Below are 15676 nucleotides of genomic sequence, written 5' to 3'. Positions count from 1 at the left end.
ATCTCCAACAAGGTGCGGGGACCAGCCCGGAGAGTCGGTCACGGTTCGTGACGGATGGACTACGCGATGTGGGACCGCTTTCAGGAGAAACCGGACTTACACCATGCAAACACGGTGACTGGCAAGGTGTCCCAGTCGAGATGATCAGGAGCGGAATGGCGCATTCAGTGGCGCAATGCCCGTTTTGCGGTGCAGAATTGACTGTCCACTATGTCGGTAATGCCTGGTGACTGGTGAGCAAACTCACACAGCCGTGGCCATTACTTCTCGGTTCGGCGGGGGATTCGGATGTTTAGCCTTACCCCTTAAAGGGTTGGCGCCAGGGTTGGCGCGCGCCACAACCGACATCCAAAGATCGAACCGAGGACCCCGAACCCCGATGAAGACGACGACGATGTTCCGCAACATAGCCAACCCCCGCCGCACCACCCTCGCGCACCTCAAGGACGCCGAGGACCTGCAGGCGGCCCCGGCCACCCCGGAGCACTCCGTCGAGCTGCCGACGCAGACCGCCAACCCCCGGCGCACGATCCTGATGGACGCGCCCGTGGCCGCCGCCGCGCAGTAGCCCCCGGCAAAAGAGGGCGAAGCGCCCGTGCCGGCCGCGTTAGCCTGGGTCCGCAGACTCCAGCCAGCGGACATACAGAGGGGCAGACGCAACACGTGCGCATCGCCAGGTTCTCGATCGACGGCAATGTCGCCTTCGGCGTGGTCGAGGGCGATGCCGCCCCCGGCGCCGAAGGGGAGCTCGTCCTCGACATCATCAAGGGCATCCCGTTCGCGGACTTCGAGCTCTCCGGCACGAAGGTCCCGCTGAGCAAGGTGCGCCTGCTGCCGCCCGTGCTCCCGAACAAGGTCGTGGCCATCGGCCGCAACTACGCGGAGCACGCAGCGGAGCTCGGCAACGCGGTCCCGGAAACCCCCATCACCTTCTTCAAGCCCTCCACCTCGGTGGTCGGCCCGGGTGACCCGATCGCGTACCCCTCCTTCTCTCAGGACCTCCACCACGAGGCGGAGCTCGCCGTGGTCATCGGCCGCATGTGCCGAGAGGTCCCCAAGGAGCGGGTCAAGGACGTCATCCTGGGCTACACCTGCGCCAACGACGTCACCGCGCGCGACGTCCAGCAGCGCGAGAAGCAGTGGGCCCGGGCCAAGGGCTTCGACAGCTCCTGCCCCCTCGGTCCCTGGATCGAGACCGACCTGGACCCGAGCGACCTCACCATCCAGTGCACGGTCAACGGCGAACAGCGCCAGCTCGGCCGCACCAGCGACATGGTCCGCTCCATCGAGGACCTGATCGTCCACATCACCGAGGCCATGACGCTGCTCCCGGGCGACGTCATCCTCACGGGGACCCCGGCCGGAGTCGGCCCCCTCAACGTCGGCGACGAGGTCGCCGTCACCATCGAAGGCATCGGCACTCTCACCAACAAGGTGATCAAGCGTGGCTAACGCGACCCCCCGCGTCCGTTTCTGTCCGTCCCCGACCGGCAACCCCCACGTGGGCCTGGTCCGCACGGCCCTCTTCAACTGGGCGTTCGCCCGCCACCACGGCGGTACGTTCGTCTTCCGCATCGAGGACACCGACGCGGCCCGCGACTCCGAGGAGTCCTACGGCCAGCTGCTCGACTCGCTGCGCTGGCTCGGCTTCACCTGGGACGAGGGTCCCGAGGTCGGCGGCCCGCACGCCCCGTACCGCCAGTCCGAGCGCATGGACATCTACAAGGACGTCGCGCAGAAGCTCCTGGACGGCGGGTACGCGTACCACTGCTACTGCACCACCGAGGAGCTCGACGCGCGCCGCGCGGCCGCCCGGGCCGCCGGCAAGCCCTCCGGCTACGACGGCCACTGCCGCGAGCTCACCACCGTGCAGGTCGAGGCGTACCAGGGCGAGCACCGCAGCTCGATCGTCCGCTTCCGGATGCCCGACGAGACCATCACCTTCACGGACCTGGTCCGCGGCGAGCTGTCCTTCACCCCCGAGAACGTGCCGGACTTCGGCATCGTCCGGGCCAACGGCGCCCCGCTGTACACGCTGGTCAACCCGGTGGACGACGCGCTGATGGAGATCACGCACGTGCTGCGCGGCGAGGACCTCCTGTCCTCGACCCCCCGCCAGATCGCGCTCTACAAGGCGCTCATCGAGCTGGGCGTCGCCAACGGGACCCCCGAGTTCGGCCACCTGCCGTACGTCATGGGCGAGGGCAACAAGAAGCTCTCCAAGCGCGACCCCGAGGCCTCGCTCAACCTGTACCGCGAGCGCGGCTTCCTCCCCGAGGGCCTGCTGAACTACCTCTCGCTCCTCGGCTGGTCGTTCTCCAAGGACCAGGACATCTTCACCATCGAGGAGATGGTGGCGAAGTTCGACATCCCGGACGTGAACGCCAACCCGGCGCGCTTCGACCTGAAGAAGGCCGAGGCGATCAACGCCGACCACATCCGCCTGCTGGACCCGAAGGCCTTCGCGGACGCCTGCGCCCCGTGGCTGGGGGCCCCGCACGCCAACTGGGAGCCCGAGGACTTCGACGCCGAGGCCTGGGAGCGCATCGCGCCGTACGCCCAGACCCGGGTGACGGTCCTGTCGGACATCACCGCCAACGTCGACTTCCTGTTCCGCAAGGAGCCGGTCGAGGACCAGGCCTCGTGGGACAAGGCGATGAAGGGCGAGCCGGCGGCTCTCCTGACCACCGCCCGCGCCAACCTGGAAACGGCCGACTGGAGCGACCCCGAGTCCCTCAAGCAGGCCGTCCTGACCGCGGGCGAGGCCCACGGCCTCAAGCTCGGCAAGGCCCAGGCCCCGGTCCGCGTGGCGGTCACCGGCCGCACGGTCGGCCTGCCGCTCTTCGAGTCCCTGGAGATCCTGGGCAAGGAGCGCTCGCTGTCCCGGATCGACGCGACCCTGGCCAAGCTCGCCGGCTAGCCGCTCCGGAACGAAGACCAGGCCCGGACCCCGAGGCGATTGCCAGGGGTCCGGGCCTGAAGTCTGCAGATCGGTGTTCGCCTTGCACGCCACATCGGCTTGCGCCGTCGCGGTTTCCTCGGCGGTCACCGGACCTCGGCGGCCTGCGGGTGCCGGTTTCCGTGTCCTCGGGACACGGTCGCGGGGGCTTCGCATACTTGGGGGTATGGCCATCCGAGCGATCCTGTGGGACATCGACGACACCCTCTTCGACTACACGGGGGCCGACGCCGCCGGGCTCTCGCGGAAGCTCGAGGAGGAGCGGATCGCCGGGCGGTACGGGACCCCCGCGCAGGCGCTCGCGCTGTGGCGGGAGATCACCGACCGGCACTGGGCGCGCTTCGCGGCCGGCGAGGGCACCTTCCAGGGGCAGCGCCGGGAGCGGGTACGGGAGTTCCTCGGGGAGCCCGGTATGAGCGCGGAGGCGGCCGACGCCTGGCTGGAGCGGTACATCGAGCACTACAAGGCAGCCTGGACCGTCTTCCCCGACGTGGTGCCCGCACTGGACGCCCTCGCCGAGGACTACCGGCACGGGGTGCTCTCCAACTCCTCCACCGCCAACCAGGACCCCAAGCTGCGCGACCTCGGGCTGCGCGACCGCTTCGAGGTGCTGGTCTGCGCCGTGGAGCTCGGCATCAGCAAGCCCGAGGCCGGCGCCTTCCTCGCCGCGTGCGAGGCGCTGGGGCTGCCGCCGGGGGAGGTGGCGTACGTCGGGGACCAGCCCGAGATCGACGCGCGCGGGGCGCGCGACGCCGGGCTGCTCGCCATCTGGCTGGACCGCGACGGGGGTCGCGGGTACGGGCCCGACGGCGTGCACCGCATCGCCGGCCTTGGCCAGCTCCCGGAGCTGCTGGCTGGGGATACCCGTTTTGGAGCACGGTCAGGCATCCGGTAATGTTCTTTCTGCGCCGCCGGAGCGGGCCGAAAGGCCGGACGGAGGTGCCACCCAAAGAAAAGACCCCACAGGGGGTTGACTTTTGGTGGGGTATAGTGTAATTGGCAACACGAGGGTTTCTGGTTCCCTTATTCTAGGTTCGAGTCCTGGTACCCCAGCGCAGTGCAGCAGTAACGCAGTGCTTTGCCCCCGTTGTGTAGCGGCCTAGCACGCCGCCCTCTCAAGGCGGTAGCGCCGGTTCGAATCCGGTCGGGGGTACAGATCCTTCCCGCGAGATCTCCTGGGTCGCACCCGGACGTCTCGAAGCAGGATCGCTAGGGCCCCCGTTGTGTAGCGGCCTAGCACGCCGCCCTCTCAAGGCGGTAGCGCCGGTTCGAATCCGGTCGGGGGTACGTTGGTCTGGTCTAGACCACTTTGGGCTATAGTGTAATTGGCAACACGAGGGTTTCTGGTTCCCTTATTCTAGGTTCGAGTCCTGGTAGCCCAGCGCAGTAACAGCAGCACCAGCTAGCCCCCGTTGTGTAGCGGCCTAGCACGCCGCCCTCTCAAGGCGGTAGCGCCGGTTCGAATCCGGTCGGGGGTACGCATCGAAGAGGCCCTCCGCGATCATCGCGGAGGGCCTCTTCGCTTTGTCCCGTCCCGGTCGACCCGGATACAAGTACGGGCCCGGCGGCGCGTGTTCGGACGTGTGCGGCGTCGTACGCGCCCCCGGGCCCGGGGGTGGTGGATGAAGCAGGGTGAAAGGTCAGCCAGTGCGGCGCAGGGCCTCCGTGAGGCGGGCGGCCGCGTCGATGACGGCCTGGGCGTGCATCCGGCCCGGGTGGCGGGTCAGGCGCTCGATCGGCCCGGAGACCGACACCGAGGCCACCACGCGGTTCGACGGCCCGCGCACCGGCGCCGACACGGAGGCCACGCCGGGCTCCCGTTCGCCGATCGACTGCGCCCAGCCGCGGCGGCGTACGCCCGAGAGCGCAGTCGCCGTGAAGCGCGCGCCCTGCAGGCCGCGGTGGAGCCGCTCGGGCTCCTCCCAGGCCATCAGGATCTGCGCGGCGGAGCCCGCCTTCATCGGGAGGGTCGAACCCACCGGGACGGTGTCCCGCAGGCCCGACAGCCGCTCGGCGGCCGCCACGCAGATGCGCATGTCTCCCTGACGGCGGTAGAGCTGCGCGCTCTCGCCCGTCACGTCGCGGAGGTGGGTCAGTACCGGTCCCGCCGTGGCCAGCAGGCGGTCCTCGCCGGCCGCGGCGGCGAGCTCCGCCAGCCGCGGACCGAGGATGAACCGGCCCTGCATGTCCCTCGCCACCATCCGGTGGTGTTCCAGTGCCACGGCAAGGCGATGTGCCGTGGGTCGTGCGAGCCCTGTCGCCGCGACCAGCCCGGCGAGGGTGGCCGGACCGGACTCCAGTGCGCTCAGTACCAGAGCTGCCTTGTCGAGAACGCCGACGCCGCTAGAGTTGTCCATGAAACGATATTCACGTCTCACACTGTGAAACGCAAGTTCAATTTTTCCAAGAACCAGCGAGTCTGTATGTACGGGTCCACGAACCACTGGGTCCGGGACGGTGAGCCGGAGGGAAAGCGATGGGTAGGACACTCGCGGAGAAGGTCTGGGACGACCACGTCGTCCGGCGCGCCGAAGGCGAGCCCGACCTCCTCTTCATCGATCTGCACCTGCTGCACGAGGTGACCAGCCCCCAGGCCTTCGAAGGCCTGCGCCAGGCCGGCCGCAAGGTCCGACGCCTCGACCTCACCATCGCGACCGAGGACCACAACACCCCCACCCTCGACATCGACAAGCCGATCGCGGACCCGGTCTCCCGGGCCCAGCTGGAGACGCTGCGCAAGAACTGCTCCGAGTTCGGTGTCCGCCTGCACTCGCTGGGTGACGTCGAGCAGGGCGTCGTCCACGTCGTGGGACCGCAGCTGGGCCTGACCCAGCCCGGCACCACGGTGGTCTGCGGCGACTCGCACACCTCCACGCACGGCGCCTTCGGCGCGCTGGCCTTCGGCATCGGCACCAGCCAGGTCGAGCACGTGCTGGCCACCCAGACGCTGCCGCTGGCCCGCCCGAAGACGATGGCGATCACCGTCACCGGCGCGCTGGCCGACGGTGTCACCGCCAAGGACCTGATCCTGGCGATCATCGCCAAGATCGGCACCGGCGGCGGCCAGGGGTACATCCTGGAATACCGCGGCGAGGCCATCGAGCAGCTGTCGATGGAAGCCCGCATGACCATCTGCAACATGTCGATCGAGGCCGGCGCCCGCGCGGGCATGATCGCCCCCGACCAGACCACCTTCGACTACCTGGAGGGCCGCGACCACGCCCCCGTGGGCGAGGACTGGGACGCGGCGGTCGCCTACTGGAAGACGCTGCGCACCGACGACGACGCGGTATTCGACGCCGAGGTCGTCATCGACGGCACGAAGCTGGCCCCGTTCGTCACCTGGGGCACCAACCCGGGCCAGGGCGCGCCGCTGTCGGCCAACGTCCCCGACCCGGCTTCGTACGAGGACGCTTCGGAGCGCCACGCTGCCGAAAAGGCCCTGGAGTACATGGGGTTGACCGCCGGGCAGCCGCTGCGCGACATCAAGGTCGACACCGTCTTCGTAGGTTCCTGCACCAACGGCCGCATCGAGGACCTGCGCGCCGTCGCCGGGATCATCGAGGGCCGCAAAGTCGCCGACGGCGTACGGATGCTGGTCGTCCCCGGCTCGGTCCGGGTCGCCCTGCAGGCCGTGGAAGAGGGCCTGGACAAGCTCTTCAAGGAGGCCGGCGCCGAATGGCGGCACGCGGGCTGTTCGATGTGTCTGGGCATGAACCCCGACCAACTGGCCCCCGGTGAGCGTTCCGCGTCCACCTCCAACCGCAACTTCGAAGGCCGGCAGGGCAAGGGCGGGCGCACCCACCTGGTCTCCCCGCAGGTGGCCGCGGCCACCGCGGTACTGGGCCACTTGGCCTCTCCCGCCGACCTGTCCGACGCCCCCGCGACCGCCGGAGTCTGAGAACCATGGAAGCCTTCACCACCCACACCGGCCGGGCCGTCCCGCTGCGCCGCAGCAACGTCGACACCGACCAGATCATCCCCGCCCACTGGCTGAAGAAGATCACCCGTGACGGGTTCGAGGACGGGCTCTTCGAGGCCTGGCGCAAGGACCCGGAGTTCATCACCAACCGCCCGGAGCGCGCCGGGGCGACCGTGCTGGTGGCCGGCCCCGACTTCGGTACCGGTTCCTCGCGCGAGCACGCCGTATGGGCCCTGCAGAACTTCGGCTTCAAGACGGTCATCTCCTCCCGCTTCGCCGACATCTTCCGCGGGAACTCGCTGAAGAACGGCCTGCTGACCGTCGTTCTGCCGCAGGAGACCGTCGAGCGGCTGTGGAAGCTGACCGAGGCCGACCCCACCGCGGAGATCACCGTCGACCTGGTCGACCGCCAGGTGCGAGCGGAGGGCGTCGTAGCGGAGTTCGAACTCGACGACAACGCCCGCTGGAGGCTGCTGGAGGGCCTGGACGACATCTCCCTCACCCTTCAGAACGAAGCGGACATCGCCACGTACGAAAGTGCCCGTCCGGCCTTCAAGCCGCGCACGGTTCAGGTCTGATTCCAGCCTGATCAGCGCTTATTCACCTTCGGGTGATCACGTCCACGACACTGTGCCCCCCACCGTCCGGTGGGGGGCACAGCTGTGTGTTGAGGCCCCGTGAGGCGACAACTCGCCCCAGATGGCACAATCTGTGCATGGAACGCGACAGTCAACTTGAGCTCTACGAACTCGTCGCGGACCGGCTGAAAGAAGCACACACACGGGTGCGCTCACTGCAAGTCCCGGAGGGCGTAAGGATGGCGCTGTCCCGGAAGCTGTTGGTCGTCACGGCCGCGGCGAAGCACGATCTCGCCGATGCGGCAAGGCGCCTGGACAGGTTGATGAAGGACCTTGACGAGGGTCGATTCCCTGAAGGCGACTGATGCGAAGGAACTCCGTAACGGCCTCCAGCGTTGCGGCACTAGGGTGATTAGCCCGTTTCGTGTTTGATTTGCGGTATATATCCGCCTAACGTGCGAAATAAGCTTGAACACATTCGTTCTGGCGAAGTCTCCGAAGGGGAAGACGTTGAACAAGGCGCAGCTCGTAGAAGCGATTGCCGACAAGCTGGGCGGCCGTCAGCAGGCCGCGGACGCTGTCGACGCGGTACTGGACGCGATCGTCCGCGCTACCGTCGCGGGCGACCGGGTCTCGGTCACGGGCTTCGGCTCGTTCGAGAAGGTCGACCGTCCGGCCCGTTACGCCCGCAACCCGCAGACCGGAGAGCGCGTCCGGGTCAAGAAGACCTCGGTGCCCCGCTTCCGTGCGGGCCAGGGGTTCAAGGACCTGGTCGCCGGCACCAAGAAGCTGCCCAAGGGCGGCGAGGTCTCGGTGAAGAAGGCGCCCAAGGGCAGCCTCACCGGTGGTGCGTCCGCGACGGTCAAGAAGGCCGCCGCGAAGAGGGCCACCACCGCCAAGAAGGCGGCGGCAAAGACCGCGGTCGCAAAGAAGGTCACGGCCAAGAAGACCACCGCCACCGCCAAGAAGGCGGCGGTGAAGAGCACGGCCACCGCGAAGAAGGCGACGGCCACGGCGAAGAAGGCCACGGCCGCCAAGAAGGCCACGCCGGCGGCGAAGAAGACCACCGCCACCGCGAAGAAGACCGCTCCGGCCGCCAAGAAGGCCACCGCAGCGACGAAGGCGCCCGCCAAGAAGACGGCGACGCGCAAGGCCACCGCGAAGAAGACCACCGCCCGCAAGAAGTAGGGGCACGAGTCACACACGCCGGGCCGGTTTCCCCTCCGAGGGGAAACCGGCCCGCGGTGCGTCTCAGAAGGTCTGCAGCGTGACCAGGGTGATCCGCAGGGCCGCGCCCTCGCCGTCCGTCTCGATCCGGACCCGCTGCCCGGGCCGCAGCAGCCGCAGGCCGCCCGCGTCGAAGGCCGGGGCCTCGAAGGGCATCGGGGTGCCGTCGTCCAGCAGCACACTGCCGCTGCGGGTCTGGGAGTCGTACGTGTACGCGGTCGCCTGCATACCGGCACTGTATCGGGCCGTGTGAGGCCCCACACCGAGGGCGAGAGCCGTCCTGAGATCCGCCGCCGTATCCACGTCCCGGCGCACGCTGTCCACGCCCGACAGTGCGATTTCCACCGCCCCCGAAGCCGAATGACGGGCCCGCGAGCGGCCGCCGAACGCGGGTGCCAATTCCACGTCCGGAGCAGCGGAAAGCAAGGTCGTCCCGATTCCGGCCGCATCCGCCAGAAATGCCCGGGGAAATGCCGATGCGGTTTCGAGCACGCGTAGCAATTCGGGCGGCCGAAGGGCCGGCAGATCGGCGTTCATCGCGGCCACCGCCGCCCCCGGCCGGTCCGCCCGTATCGCCCGCGCCCCGTGGGCCAGCGCCGCGTTGAGCCCGGCCCCCGGGCCGTCCGCGACGATCCGCGCCCCCAGCCGGGCCAGTTCCGCGGAGGCCACCGAGTCGTCCGTGACCACCACCACATCCGCGACCGCCGGGCAGGCCAGCGCCCCCGCCACGGTGTCCTGGGCGAAGGCGAGCGCGAGCCCCGGGCGGGACGCGCCCACCGCGGCCGCGAGCCGGCTCTTGGCCGTCGACAGAGGCTTCAACGGGACAACCAGGCTCCAGACGGCGTTCGTGACCGACCCCTTCCCTCCGGTGCGCTCCGGCACATGTACAGCCCATGGTCAGGTCATGGCCGGGTCATGTGTCGGCCCATTGTCACCTCCGCCCGGGCAGCCCGGGGCTCCGGCCGCGTGAGCGGGGCGTACGGTGTTCTCGACAGAGACCGGGCCTGGGGCGACACTTGTCCGGCCGACGAGGTGCCCACGCCGCGCACCGGTCCTAGAGGAAGGTGTCCGAGTGTCCCGCCGCAGAATCGGCTTCTGGTACCGCCTGGCGGCGGTCATCGCAAAACCGCCGCTGGTAGTGCTCTTCAAGCGGGACTGGCGGGGAATGGAGCACATTCCGGTCGATGGCGGCTTTATCACCGCCGTCAATCACAACTCGTATCTGGACCCGCTCTCCTACGCGCACTTCCAGTACAACACCGGCCGCGTACCCCGATTGCTGGCCAAGGCGGGCCTCTTCAAGGTCCCCATTGTCGGCGCGATCCTGCGCGGATCAGGGCAGATCCCGGTCTACCGCGAGAGCACCAACGCCCTGGACGCATTCCGGGCCGCGGTGGACGCGATCGAGCGCGGCGAATGCGTGGCCTTTTACCCGGAAGGCACGCTCACCCGCGATCCCGACATGTGGCCGATGGCCGGCAAGACCGGCGCCGCCCGTGTCGCGCTGATCACCAAGGCCCCCGTCATTCCGGTGGCCCAGTGGGGCGCGAACCTCGCGATGCCGCCCTACGCCCAGCAGGACAAGGTCCGGCTCTTCCCGCGCAAGACCCTCCAGGTGCTCGCCGGACCGCCCGTCGACCTTTCGGCCTTCTACGACCGGGAACCCACCCCGGAAGTGCTCAAGGAGGCCACCGAGGCCATCATGGCGGCCATCACCGCGCTGCTGGAGGAAGTGCGCGGCGAGACCGCGCCCGAGCAGCCGTACGACCATCGCAAGGCCAGGGCGGAACAGCGGCGCAAGGCCGCGGGGGAGGGCAAGAAGTGACACGTCCCGTGAAGGCAGCCGTGTACGGAACCGGCTCCTGGGGCACGGCCTTCGGCATGGTGCTCGCCGACGCCGGCTGCGAGGTGACCCTCTGGGGCCGCCGCCGGGAGCTGGCCGACGCCATCAACACCGGCCGGACCAACCCGGACTACCTGCCGGGGATCGAACTCCCCGAGAACCTCCGCGCCACCACCGACCCGGCCGAGGCCGCGCGCGGCGCCGACTTCACCGTCCTCGCCGTCCCGTCCCAGACGCTGCGCGGCAACCTTGCCGCATGGGCCCCGCTGCTCGCCCCCGACACCGTGCTCGTCTCCCTGATGAAGGGCATCGAACTCGGCACCGCCAAGCGGATGAGCGAGGTCATCGAAGAAGTGGGCAAGGTCCCGGCCGAGCGCGTCGCCGTGGTCACCGGCCCCAACCTGGCCCGCGAGATCGCCGCCCGCCAGCCCGCCGCCTCCGTCGTGGCCTGCGTGGACGAGGCGGTGGCCCAGCGCCTCCAGGCCGCCTGCCACACCCCGTACTTCCGCCCCTACACCAACACCGACGTCGTCGGCTGCGAGCTCGGCGGCGCCGTCAAGAACGTCATCGGCCTCGCGGTCGGCATCGCGGACGGCATGGGCCTGGGCGACAACACCAAGGGCTCGCTCATCACCCGCGGCCTCGCCGAAACGACCCGCCTGGGCCTGGCGATGGGCGCCGACCCGCTCACCTTCTCCGGCCTCGCCGGACTCGGCGACCTCGTCGCCACCTGCTCCTCGCCGCTCTCCCGGAACCACACCTTCGGCACCAACCTCGGCCGCGGGATGACCCTGGAGGAGACCATCGCGGTCACCAAGCAGACCGCCGAGGGCGTCAAGTCCTGCCAGTCCGTGGCCGATCTGGCCCACCGGCACGGCGTCGACATGCCGATCACCGAGACGGTCGTCGACATCGTCCACCACGGCAAGCCGACCCTGGTCGCGCTCAAGGAACTGATGGGACGCAGCGCCAAACCGGAACGCCGCTGACTCCTTTCCGGACGTCTGAGCGGGTACCCTCGTGGCGATATGAGCAGCGAGAACCTCCCCCAGACCCCTGAGCAGCAGGGCCGCAAGCCCCGCGTGGCCGTCGTGTTCGGCGGCCGCAGCTCGGAACACGCCATCTCGGTCGTCACGGCGGGCGCGGTGCTGCGCTCCATCGACCGCTCCAAGTACGAGGTGCTGCCCATCGGCATCACCACGGACGGCCGGTGGGCACTGACCGCCGACGAGCCGTCGCGGATGGCCATCGCCGACCGCAAACTCCCGAGCGTCGCGGAGCTCGCCGACTCCGAGGACGGCGCCGTCGTGCTCTCGGTCGACCCCGCCAGCCGCGAGGTCGTCTACACCGAGCCCGGCGCCGTCCCCAAGGCCCTGGGCGAGGTCGACGTCGTCTTCCCCGTCCTGCACGGCCCGTACGGCGAGGACGGCACCCTCCAGGGCCTCCTGGAGCTGTCCGGGGTCCCGTACGTCGGCTCCGGCGTCCTCGCCTCGGCCGTCGGCCAGGACAAGGACTACATGAAGCGGGTGTTCACCTCCTTCGGGCTGCGCGTCGGCCCGTACGTGACCATCCGGCCCCGCGAGTGGACCGCCGATCCCGACGCCGCCCGCGGCCGCATCCTGGACTTCGCCGCCGAGCACGGCTGGCCGCTGTTCATCAAGCCCGCCCGGGCCGGCTCCTCCATCGGCATCACCAAGGTCGACGACGCCTCCGGCCTGGACGAGGCGGTCCGCGAGGCCCAGCGCCACGACCCGAAGATCATCGTGGAGGCGCTGCTGCGCGGCCGCGAGATCGAGTGCGGGGTCCTGGAGTTCGAGGACGGCCCGCGCGCGAGCGCGCCCGCCGAGATCCCGCCGGTCTCCAGCCACGACTTCTACGACTTCGAGGCGAAGTACATCGACTCCGCCTCCGGGATCGTGCCCGCCCCGCTCACCCCGGAGCAGACCGCCGAGGTGCAGCGGCTCGCGATCGAGGCCTTCGAGGCCGCCTCCTGCGAGGGCCTGGTGCGCGCCGACTTCTTCCTCACCGAGGACGGCACCTTCGTCATCAACGAGATCAACACGATGCCGGGCTTCACGCCGATCTCCATGTACCCGCGGATGTGGCAGGAGTCGGGCATCGAGTACCAGGAACTGGTCGACCTCCTGATCCAGGCCGCACTGCGCCGCTCCACCGGGCTGCGCTAGCCGCCGGGCCCGTACAGCAGACCGCCCGCCGACCCGCCCTCAGAGGCACGGTTCGGCGGGCGGCGGTGTGCTCGGCAGGAGCTCAGTAGGACGAGATGCCCTCCGGCACGGTCGCGGAGACGGCGGCGGACAGCCCGACCAGCATCCCCGCGTCCGTGGCGTGCTCCTTGTCGACCCGGACCTCTGTGTACGCCAGCCGCAACCCGGTGGTGAACCGGAAACCGCCTCCGGCGCTGTCGGGGAGCTGCTCCAGCAGCCAGGCCACCCCGTTCACGTGGACGCCCTCCTGCTTCGGATCGGCCATCGTGGGGGGCTTGGGGATACCGCACCGCAGTACGATCGCCGAGCCGCCCCACGCGGCCGTCAGACCGGACTCCGGTTCGGTCGGGGTCCGCCCCAGGCCGGCCACCGTCTCCGGGAGCTCCTCGTGCAGTGCTGCACAGAGCCCCGCGACGTCGGCGGGCGGCGTGGGAGGCGGATCCACCCGGGCCTGGGAACCGCCCGGAGAACATGCCGCGAGGGCCAGTACGGCCGACACGGCCGGCAGGAATCGGACACGGCGGGGCCGGCGGTGGAGGGACATCACCGGCCAAGAGTAGACGGGGGCTACAGATGGACCACCGGGCAGGTCAAGGTGCGGGTGATCCCCTCCACCTGCTGGACCTTGGCCACGACCATGCGGCCGAGCTCGTCCACGGTGTCGGCCTGGGCGCGCACGATCACGTCGTACGGACCCGTCACGTCCTCGGCCTGGATCACCCCCGGGATCTGGCCGATGGACTCGGCGACGAACGACGCCTTGCCCACTTCGGTCTGGATAAGGATGTACGCCTGTACCACGGAACCTCCAGGGCGGCCACGAGGATCATTTCCCCTAACCTTCAGGTGGGCCCCACACGATCGAAGGGGCCGGGGGAAGAAGGGACGCCACGGTACCGCGTTGCCGCGCGCCGCGGGGAGACCCGCGAGCCCGGCGCCACGCACAGCGGGGCGTACGGAGAGCTGAAGTTGACGTATCTGTTGACGGTACCCAGAGCTGTGACGGCTCGCGACCGCAAGCGGACTGGGCAAGAAGGGGCACAGCGATGAAGGGCACTGTGGGCGAACTGGGGGAGTTCGGGCTCATTCGTGAGCTCACCTCACGGCTCACCACCACCCCGGCGGTCCGGCTCGGACCGGGCGACGACGCCGCGGTGGTGTCGGCACCCGACCGGCGGGTCGTGGCGAGCACCGACATCCTGCTGGAAGGCAGGCACTTCCGGCGCGACTGGTCCACCGCCTACGACGTCGGCCGCAAGGCCGCCGCGCAGAACCTCGCCGACATCGCCGCCATGGGCGCGGTGCCGACCGCACTGCTCCTCGGCCTCGTCGTCCCGGCCGAGCTGCCGGTCACCTGGCCCACCGAGCTGATGGACGGCATCCGCGACGAGTGCCAGGTCGCCGGCGCGGCCGTGGTCGGCGGGGACGTCGTGCGCGGCGACACCATCACCGTCGCCATCACCGCCCTCGGCGACCTGCGCAACCACGAGCCCGTGCTGCGCTCCGGCGCCCAGCCCGGCGATGTCGTGGCCGTCACGGGCTGGCTCGGCTGGTCCGCCGCCGGCTTCGCGGTCCTCTCGCGCGGCTTCCGCTCCCCGCGGGCCTTCGTCGAGGCGCACCGGCGCCCCGAGCCGCCCTACCACGCGGGCCCCGCGGCCGCCGGGCTCGGCGCCACCGCCATGACCGACGTCAGCGACGGCCTGATCGCCGACCTCGGGCACATCGCCGAGGCCAGCAAGGTACGGATCGACCTGCGCTCGGGGGCCGTCGACATCCCGACCCAGATGCACGACATCGGCCAGGCCGTCGGCGTGGACCCGCTGCAGTGGGTGCTCACCGGGGGAGAGGACCACGCGATCGTGGCCACCTTCCCGCCCGACGTGAAGCTCCCGGCCCGCTGGAAGGTCATCGGCGAGGTGCTCAACCGCTCCGCGCTGCCCCAGGTCACCGTGGACGGCGCGCCCTGGACCAGCACCGGCGGCTGGGACCACTTCGGGGCCGATCCGGCCACCGAGGACAGCGCCACGTGAGCACCGCCCCGCCGCTGTGCCTGACCGTCGCCGGATCCGACTCCGGCGGCGGCGCAGGCATCCAGGCCGACCTCAAGACCATGCTGGCGCTCGGCGTGCACGGCATGAGCGTGGTGACCGCGGTGACCGCGCAGAACTCGCTCGGGGTACGGGGAGTCTGGGAGCTGCCCGCCGAGGCCGTGACGGCCCAGTACCGGGCCGTCGTGGACGACATCGGCGTACAGGCCGTGAAGACCGGCATGCTCTCCTCCGCCGTGCTCGTGGAGACGGTGGCCGCCCTGTTGGCCGACACCCCCGCCCCGTCCGTCGTGGACCCCGTGGGCGTCTCCAAACACGGCGACTCGCTGCTCGCCGCCTCGGCGCTGGACGCCGTGCGCAAGGAGCTGCTCCCGCGGGCCACCGTGGCCACGCCCAACCTGGACGAGGTGGCGCAGCTCACGGGGGTGCTGGTGGAGAGCGAGGACGACATGCGGCGGGCCGCCGACGCGATCCTCGGGTACGGGCCGCGGTGGGCGCTGATCAAGGGCGGGCACCTGGCGGCGCACGGGGACGAGGCCGTGGACCTGCTGACCGACGGGACCGAGGAGCGGTGGCTGCGGGCCCCCCGGCACGACAACCGGCACACCCACGGCACGGGCTGCACCCTCGCCAGTGCGGTTGCGGCGGGCCTGGCCAAGGGCCTGACCGTCCCGGAGGCGGTCACGGCCGCCAAGGCGTACGTCACGGGCGCCATCGCCGCCGGTTTCCCGCTGGGCGGCGGCATCGGCCCGGTGGATCACGCCTGGCAGTGGCGCTGAGCCCCACCCGGTCCGGGAAACGGTCCGGGACACGGTCCGGGAAAGACAAAAGACCGGTTCACCAGAGGTGAACCGGTCTTCTTGGCAACCGGAAA

Annotated in this window: 16 protein-coding genes, 5 tRNA genes and 1 pseudogene; 18 read left to right on the top strand and 4 right to left on the bottom strand. The window is 70.0% G+C overall.

The genetic code is table 11. From position 1 onward, the window contains the following. The first annotated feature begins 379 nt into the window (after window positions 1-379). From JIW86_RS13955 to JIW86_RS13915, 9 genes are all read left to right on the top strand, one after another. Window positions 380-568, top strand: a complete 189-nt coding sequence (locus JIW86_RS13955; protein ID WP_215149804.1) for a hypothetical protein — start codon at window positions 380-382, stop codon at window positions 566-568. A gap of 95 nt (window positions 569-663) precedes the next feature. Then, the gene (locus JIW86_RS13950; RefSeq protein WP_215149803.1) at window positions 664-1452 is read left to right on the top strand and encodes a fumarylacetoacetate hydrolase family protein; all 789 of its coding nucleotides are present in this window, start codon (window positions 664-666) and stop codon (window positions 1450-1452) included. Next, the gene (gltX, locus tag JIW86_RS13945) at window positions 1445-2920 is read left to right on the top strand and encodes a glutamate--tRNA ligase (RefSeq protein ID WP_215149802.1); all 1476 of its coding nucleotides are present in this window, start codon (window positions 1445-1447) and stop codon (window positions 2918-2920) included. The genes JIW86_RS13950 and gltX overlap by 8 nt, the downstream gene beginning before the upstream one ends. Before the next feature lie 205 nt (window positions 2921-3125). Further along, a complete protein-coding gene (locus tag JIW86_RS13940; RefSeq protein ID WP_257554008.1) occupies window positions 3126-3854 on the top strand; it encodes an HAD family hydrolase in 729 nt (242 codons plus the stop codon). A gap of 86 nt (window positions 3855-3940) precedes the next feature. Next, a tRNA-Gln gene (locus JIW86_RS13935) sits at window positions 3941-4012 on the top strand. Window positions 4013-4039: 27 nt separating this feature from the next. Beyond that, window positions 4040-4112: transfer RNA gene (locus JIW86_RS13930), tRNA-Glu, on the top strand. Window positions 4113-4173: 61 nt separating this feature from the next. Next, window positions 4174-4246: transfer RNA gene (locus JIW86_RS13925), tRNA-Glu, on the top strand. A gap of 23 nt (window positions 4247-4269) precedes the next feature. Further along, window positions 4270-4341 (top strand) — tRNA-Gln (locus JIW86_RS13920). A 23-nt stretch (window positions 4342-4364) separates the two neighbouring features. Next, window positions 4365-4437, top strand: a tRNA-Glu gene (locus JIW86_RS13915). A 162-nt stretch (window positions 4438-4599) separates the two neighbouring features. Here the strand turns inward: JIW86_RS13915 and ndgR are convergent. Beyond that, on the bottom strand, window positions 4600-5316 hold the full coding sequence (gene ndgR / locus JIW86_RS13910; RefSeq protein WP_150517662.1) for an IclR family transcriptional regulator NdgR: 717 nt from the start codon (window positions 5314-5316) through the stop codon (window positions 4600-4602). A 119-nt stretch (window positions 5317-5435) separates the two neighbouring features. On the opposite strand from ndgR, the gene leuC reads away from it, so the two are divergent. From leuC to JIW86_RS13890, 4 genes are all read left to right on the top strand, one after another. Then, window positions 5436-6860, top strand: a complete 1425-nt coding sequence (gene leuC / locus JIW86_RS13905; RefSeq protein ID WP_257554007.1) for a 3-isopropylmalate dehydratase large subunit — start codon at window positions 5436-5438, stop codon at window positions 6858-6860. A gap of 5 nt (window positions 6861-6865) precedes the next feature. After that, the gene (gene leuD / locus JIW86_RS13900) at window positions 6866-7459 is read left to right on the top strand and encodes a 3-isopropylmalate dehydratase small subunit (RefSeq protein WP_215149799.1); all 594 of its coding nucleotides are present in this window, start codon (window positions 6866-6868) and stop codon (window positions 7457-7459) included. 137 nt (window positions 7460-7596) lie between these two features. After that, window positions 7597-7824, top strand: a complete 228-nt coding sequence (locus tag JIW86_RS13895) for a hypothetical protein (protein ID WP_030009267.1) — start codon at window positions 7597-7599, stop codon at window positions 7822-7824. 145 nt (window positions 7825-7969) lie between these two features. Then, on the top strand, window positions 7970-8647 hold the full coding sequence (locus tag JIW86_RS13890; RefSeq protein ID WP_215149798.1) for an HU family DNA-binding protein: 678 nt from the start codon (window positions 7970-7972) through the stop codon (window positions 8645-8647). Window positions 8648-8911: 264 nt separating this feature from the next. Here JIW86_RS13890 and cofC read toward each other — a convergent pair. Continuing rightward, window positions 8912-9568 (bottom strand): annotated as a pseudogene (gene cofC, locus JIW86_RS13885) (2-phospho-L-lactate guanylyltransferase); the annotation flags it as partial. 190 nt (window positions 9569-9758) lie between these two features. Here cofC and JIW86_RS13880 point away from each other — a divergent pair. From JIW86_RS13880 to JIW86_RS13870, 3 genes are read left to right on the top strand one after another with little or no spacing between them, the layout of a single operon-like run. Continuing rightward, window positions 9759-10511, top strand: a complete 753-nt coding sequence (locus tag JIW86_RS13880) for a lysophospholipid acyltransferase family protein (protein ID WP_257554006.1) — start codon at window positions 9759-9761, stop codon at window positions 10509-10511. After that, a complete protein-coding gene (locus tag JIW86_RS13875; RefSeq protein WP_215149796.1) occupies window positions 10508-11518 on the top strand; it encodes an NAD(P)H-dependent glycerol-3-phosphate dehydrogenase in 1011 nt (336 codons plus the stop codon). The genes JIW86_RS13880 and JIW86_RS13875 overlap by 4 nt, the downstream gene beginning before the upstream one ends. A 39-nt stretch (window positions 11519-11557) precedes the next feature. Next, entirely contained in the window at window positions 11558-12715 is a 1158-nt protein-coding gene (locus tag JIW86_RS13870) for a D-alanine--D-alanine ligase family protein (RefSeq protein ID WP_215149795.1), read from the top strand. Between the two features lie 82 nt (window positions 12716-12797). Here the strand turns inward: JIW86_RS13870 and JIW86_RS13865 are convergent, their stop codons facing one another. Continuing rightward, a complete protein-coding gene (locus JIW86_RS13865) occupies window positions 12798-13298 on the bottom strand; it encodes a DUF3515 domain-containing protein (RefSeq protein WP_215149794.1) in 501 nt (166 codons plus the stop codon). A 23-nt stretch (window positions 13299-13321) separates the two neighbouring features. Further along, window positions 13322-13555 (bottom strand): Lrp/AsnC family transcriptional regulator, encoded by a 234-nt coding sequence (locus JIW86_RS13860; protein WP_030028650.1) that lies wholly within the window; start codon window positions 13553-13555, stop codon window positions 13322-13324. 245 nt (window positions 13556-13800) lie between these two features. On the opposite strand from JIW86_RS13860, the gene JIW86_RS13855 reads away from it, so the two are divergent. Continuing rightward, a complete protein-coding gene (locus JIW86_RS13855; RefSeq protein WP_215149793.1) occupies window positions 13801-14784 on the top strand; it encodes a thiamine-phosphate kinase in 984 nt (327 codons plus the stop codon). Further along, complete coding sequence (thiD, locus tag JIW86_RS13850) at window positions 14781-15581, top strand: bifunctional hydroxymethylpyrimidine kinase/phosphomethylpyrimidine kinase (protein ID WP_257554005.1); 801 nt, start codon at window positions 14781-14783, stop codon at window positions 15579-15581. The genes JIW86_RS13855 and thiD overlap by 4 nt, the downstream gene beginning before the upstream one ends. Window positions 15582-15676: the final 95 nt, after the last annotated feature.

The sequence above is a fragment of the Streptomyces sp. NBC_00162 genome (assembly GCF_024611995.1).
Classification (GTDB): domain Bacteria; phylum Actinomycetota; class Actinomycetes; order Streptomycetales; family Streptomycetaceae; genus Streptomyces.
The sequence above is the reverse complement of the archived record's forward strand: the minus strand, read 5'-3'. Positions and strand labels throughout refer to the sequence as shown.

What these genes read in the sequence shown, in the direction of transcription:
- leuC (WP_257554007.1), top strand. Translation starts at nt 5,436, where the DNA reads ATGGGTAGGACACTCGCGGAGAAGGTCTGGGACGACCACGTCGTCCGG.
- leuD (WP_215149799.1), top strand. Translation starts at nt 6,866, where the DNA reads ATGGAAGCCTTCACCACCCACACCGGCCGGGCCGTCCCGCTGCGCCGC.
- JIW86_RS13895 (WP_030009267.1), top strand. Translation starts at nt 7,597, where the DNA reads ATGGAACGCGACAGTCAACTTGAGCTCTACGAACTCGTCGCGGACCGG.
- JIW86_RS13955 (WP_215149804.1), top strand. Translation starts at nt 380, where the DNA reads ATGAAGACGACGACGATGTTCCGCAACATAGCCAACCCCCGCCGCACC.
- JIW86_RS13940 (WP_257554008.1), top strand. Translation starts at nt 3,126, where the DNA reads ATGGCCATCCGAGCGATCCTGTGGGACATCGACGACACCCTCTTCGAC.
- JIW86_RS13865 (WP_215149794.1), bottom strand. Translation starts at nt 13,298, where the DNA reads ATGTCCCTCCACCGCCGGCCCCGCCGTGTCCGATTCCTGCCGGCCGTG.
- JIW86_RS13870 (WP_215149795.1), top strand. Translation starts at nt 11,558, where the DNA reads ATGAGCAGCGAGAACCTCCCCCAGACCCCTGAGCAGCAGGGCCGCAAG.
- ndgR (WP_150517662.1), bottom strand. Translation starts at nt 5,316, where the DNA reads ATGGACAACTCTAGCGGCGTCGGCGTTCTCGACAAGGCAGCTCTGGTA.
- JIW86_RS13855 (WP_215149793.1), top strand. Translation starts at nt 13,801, where the DNA reads ATGAAGGGCACTGTGGGCGAACTGGGGGAGTTCGGGCTCATTCGTGAG.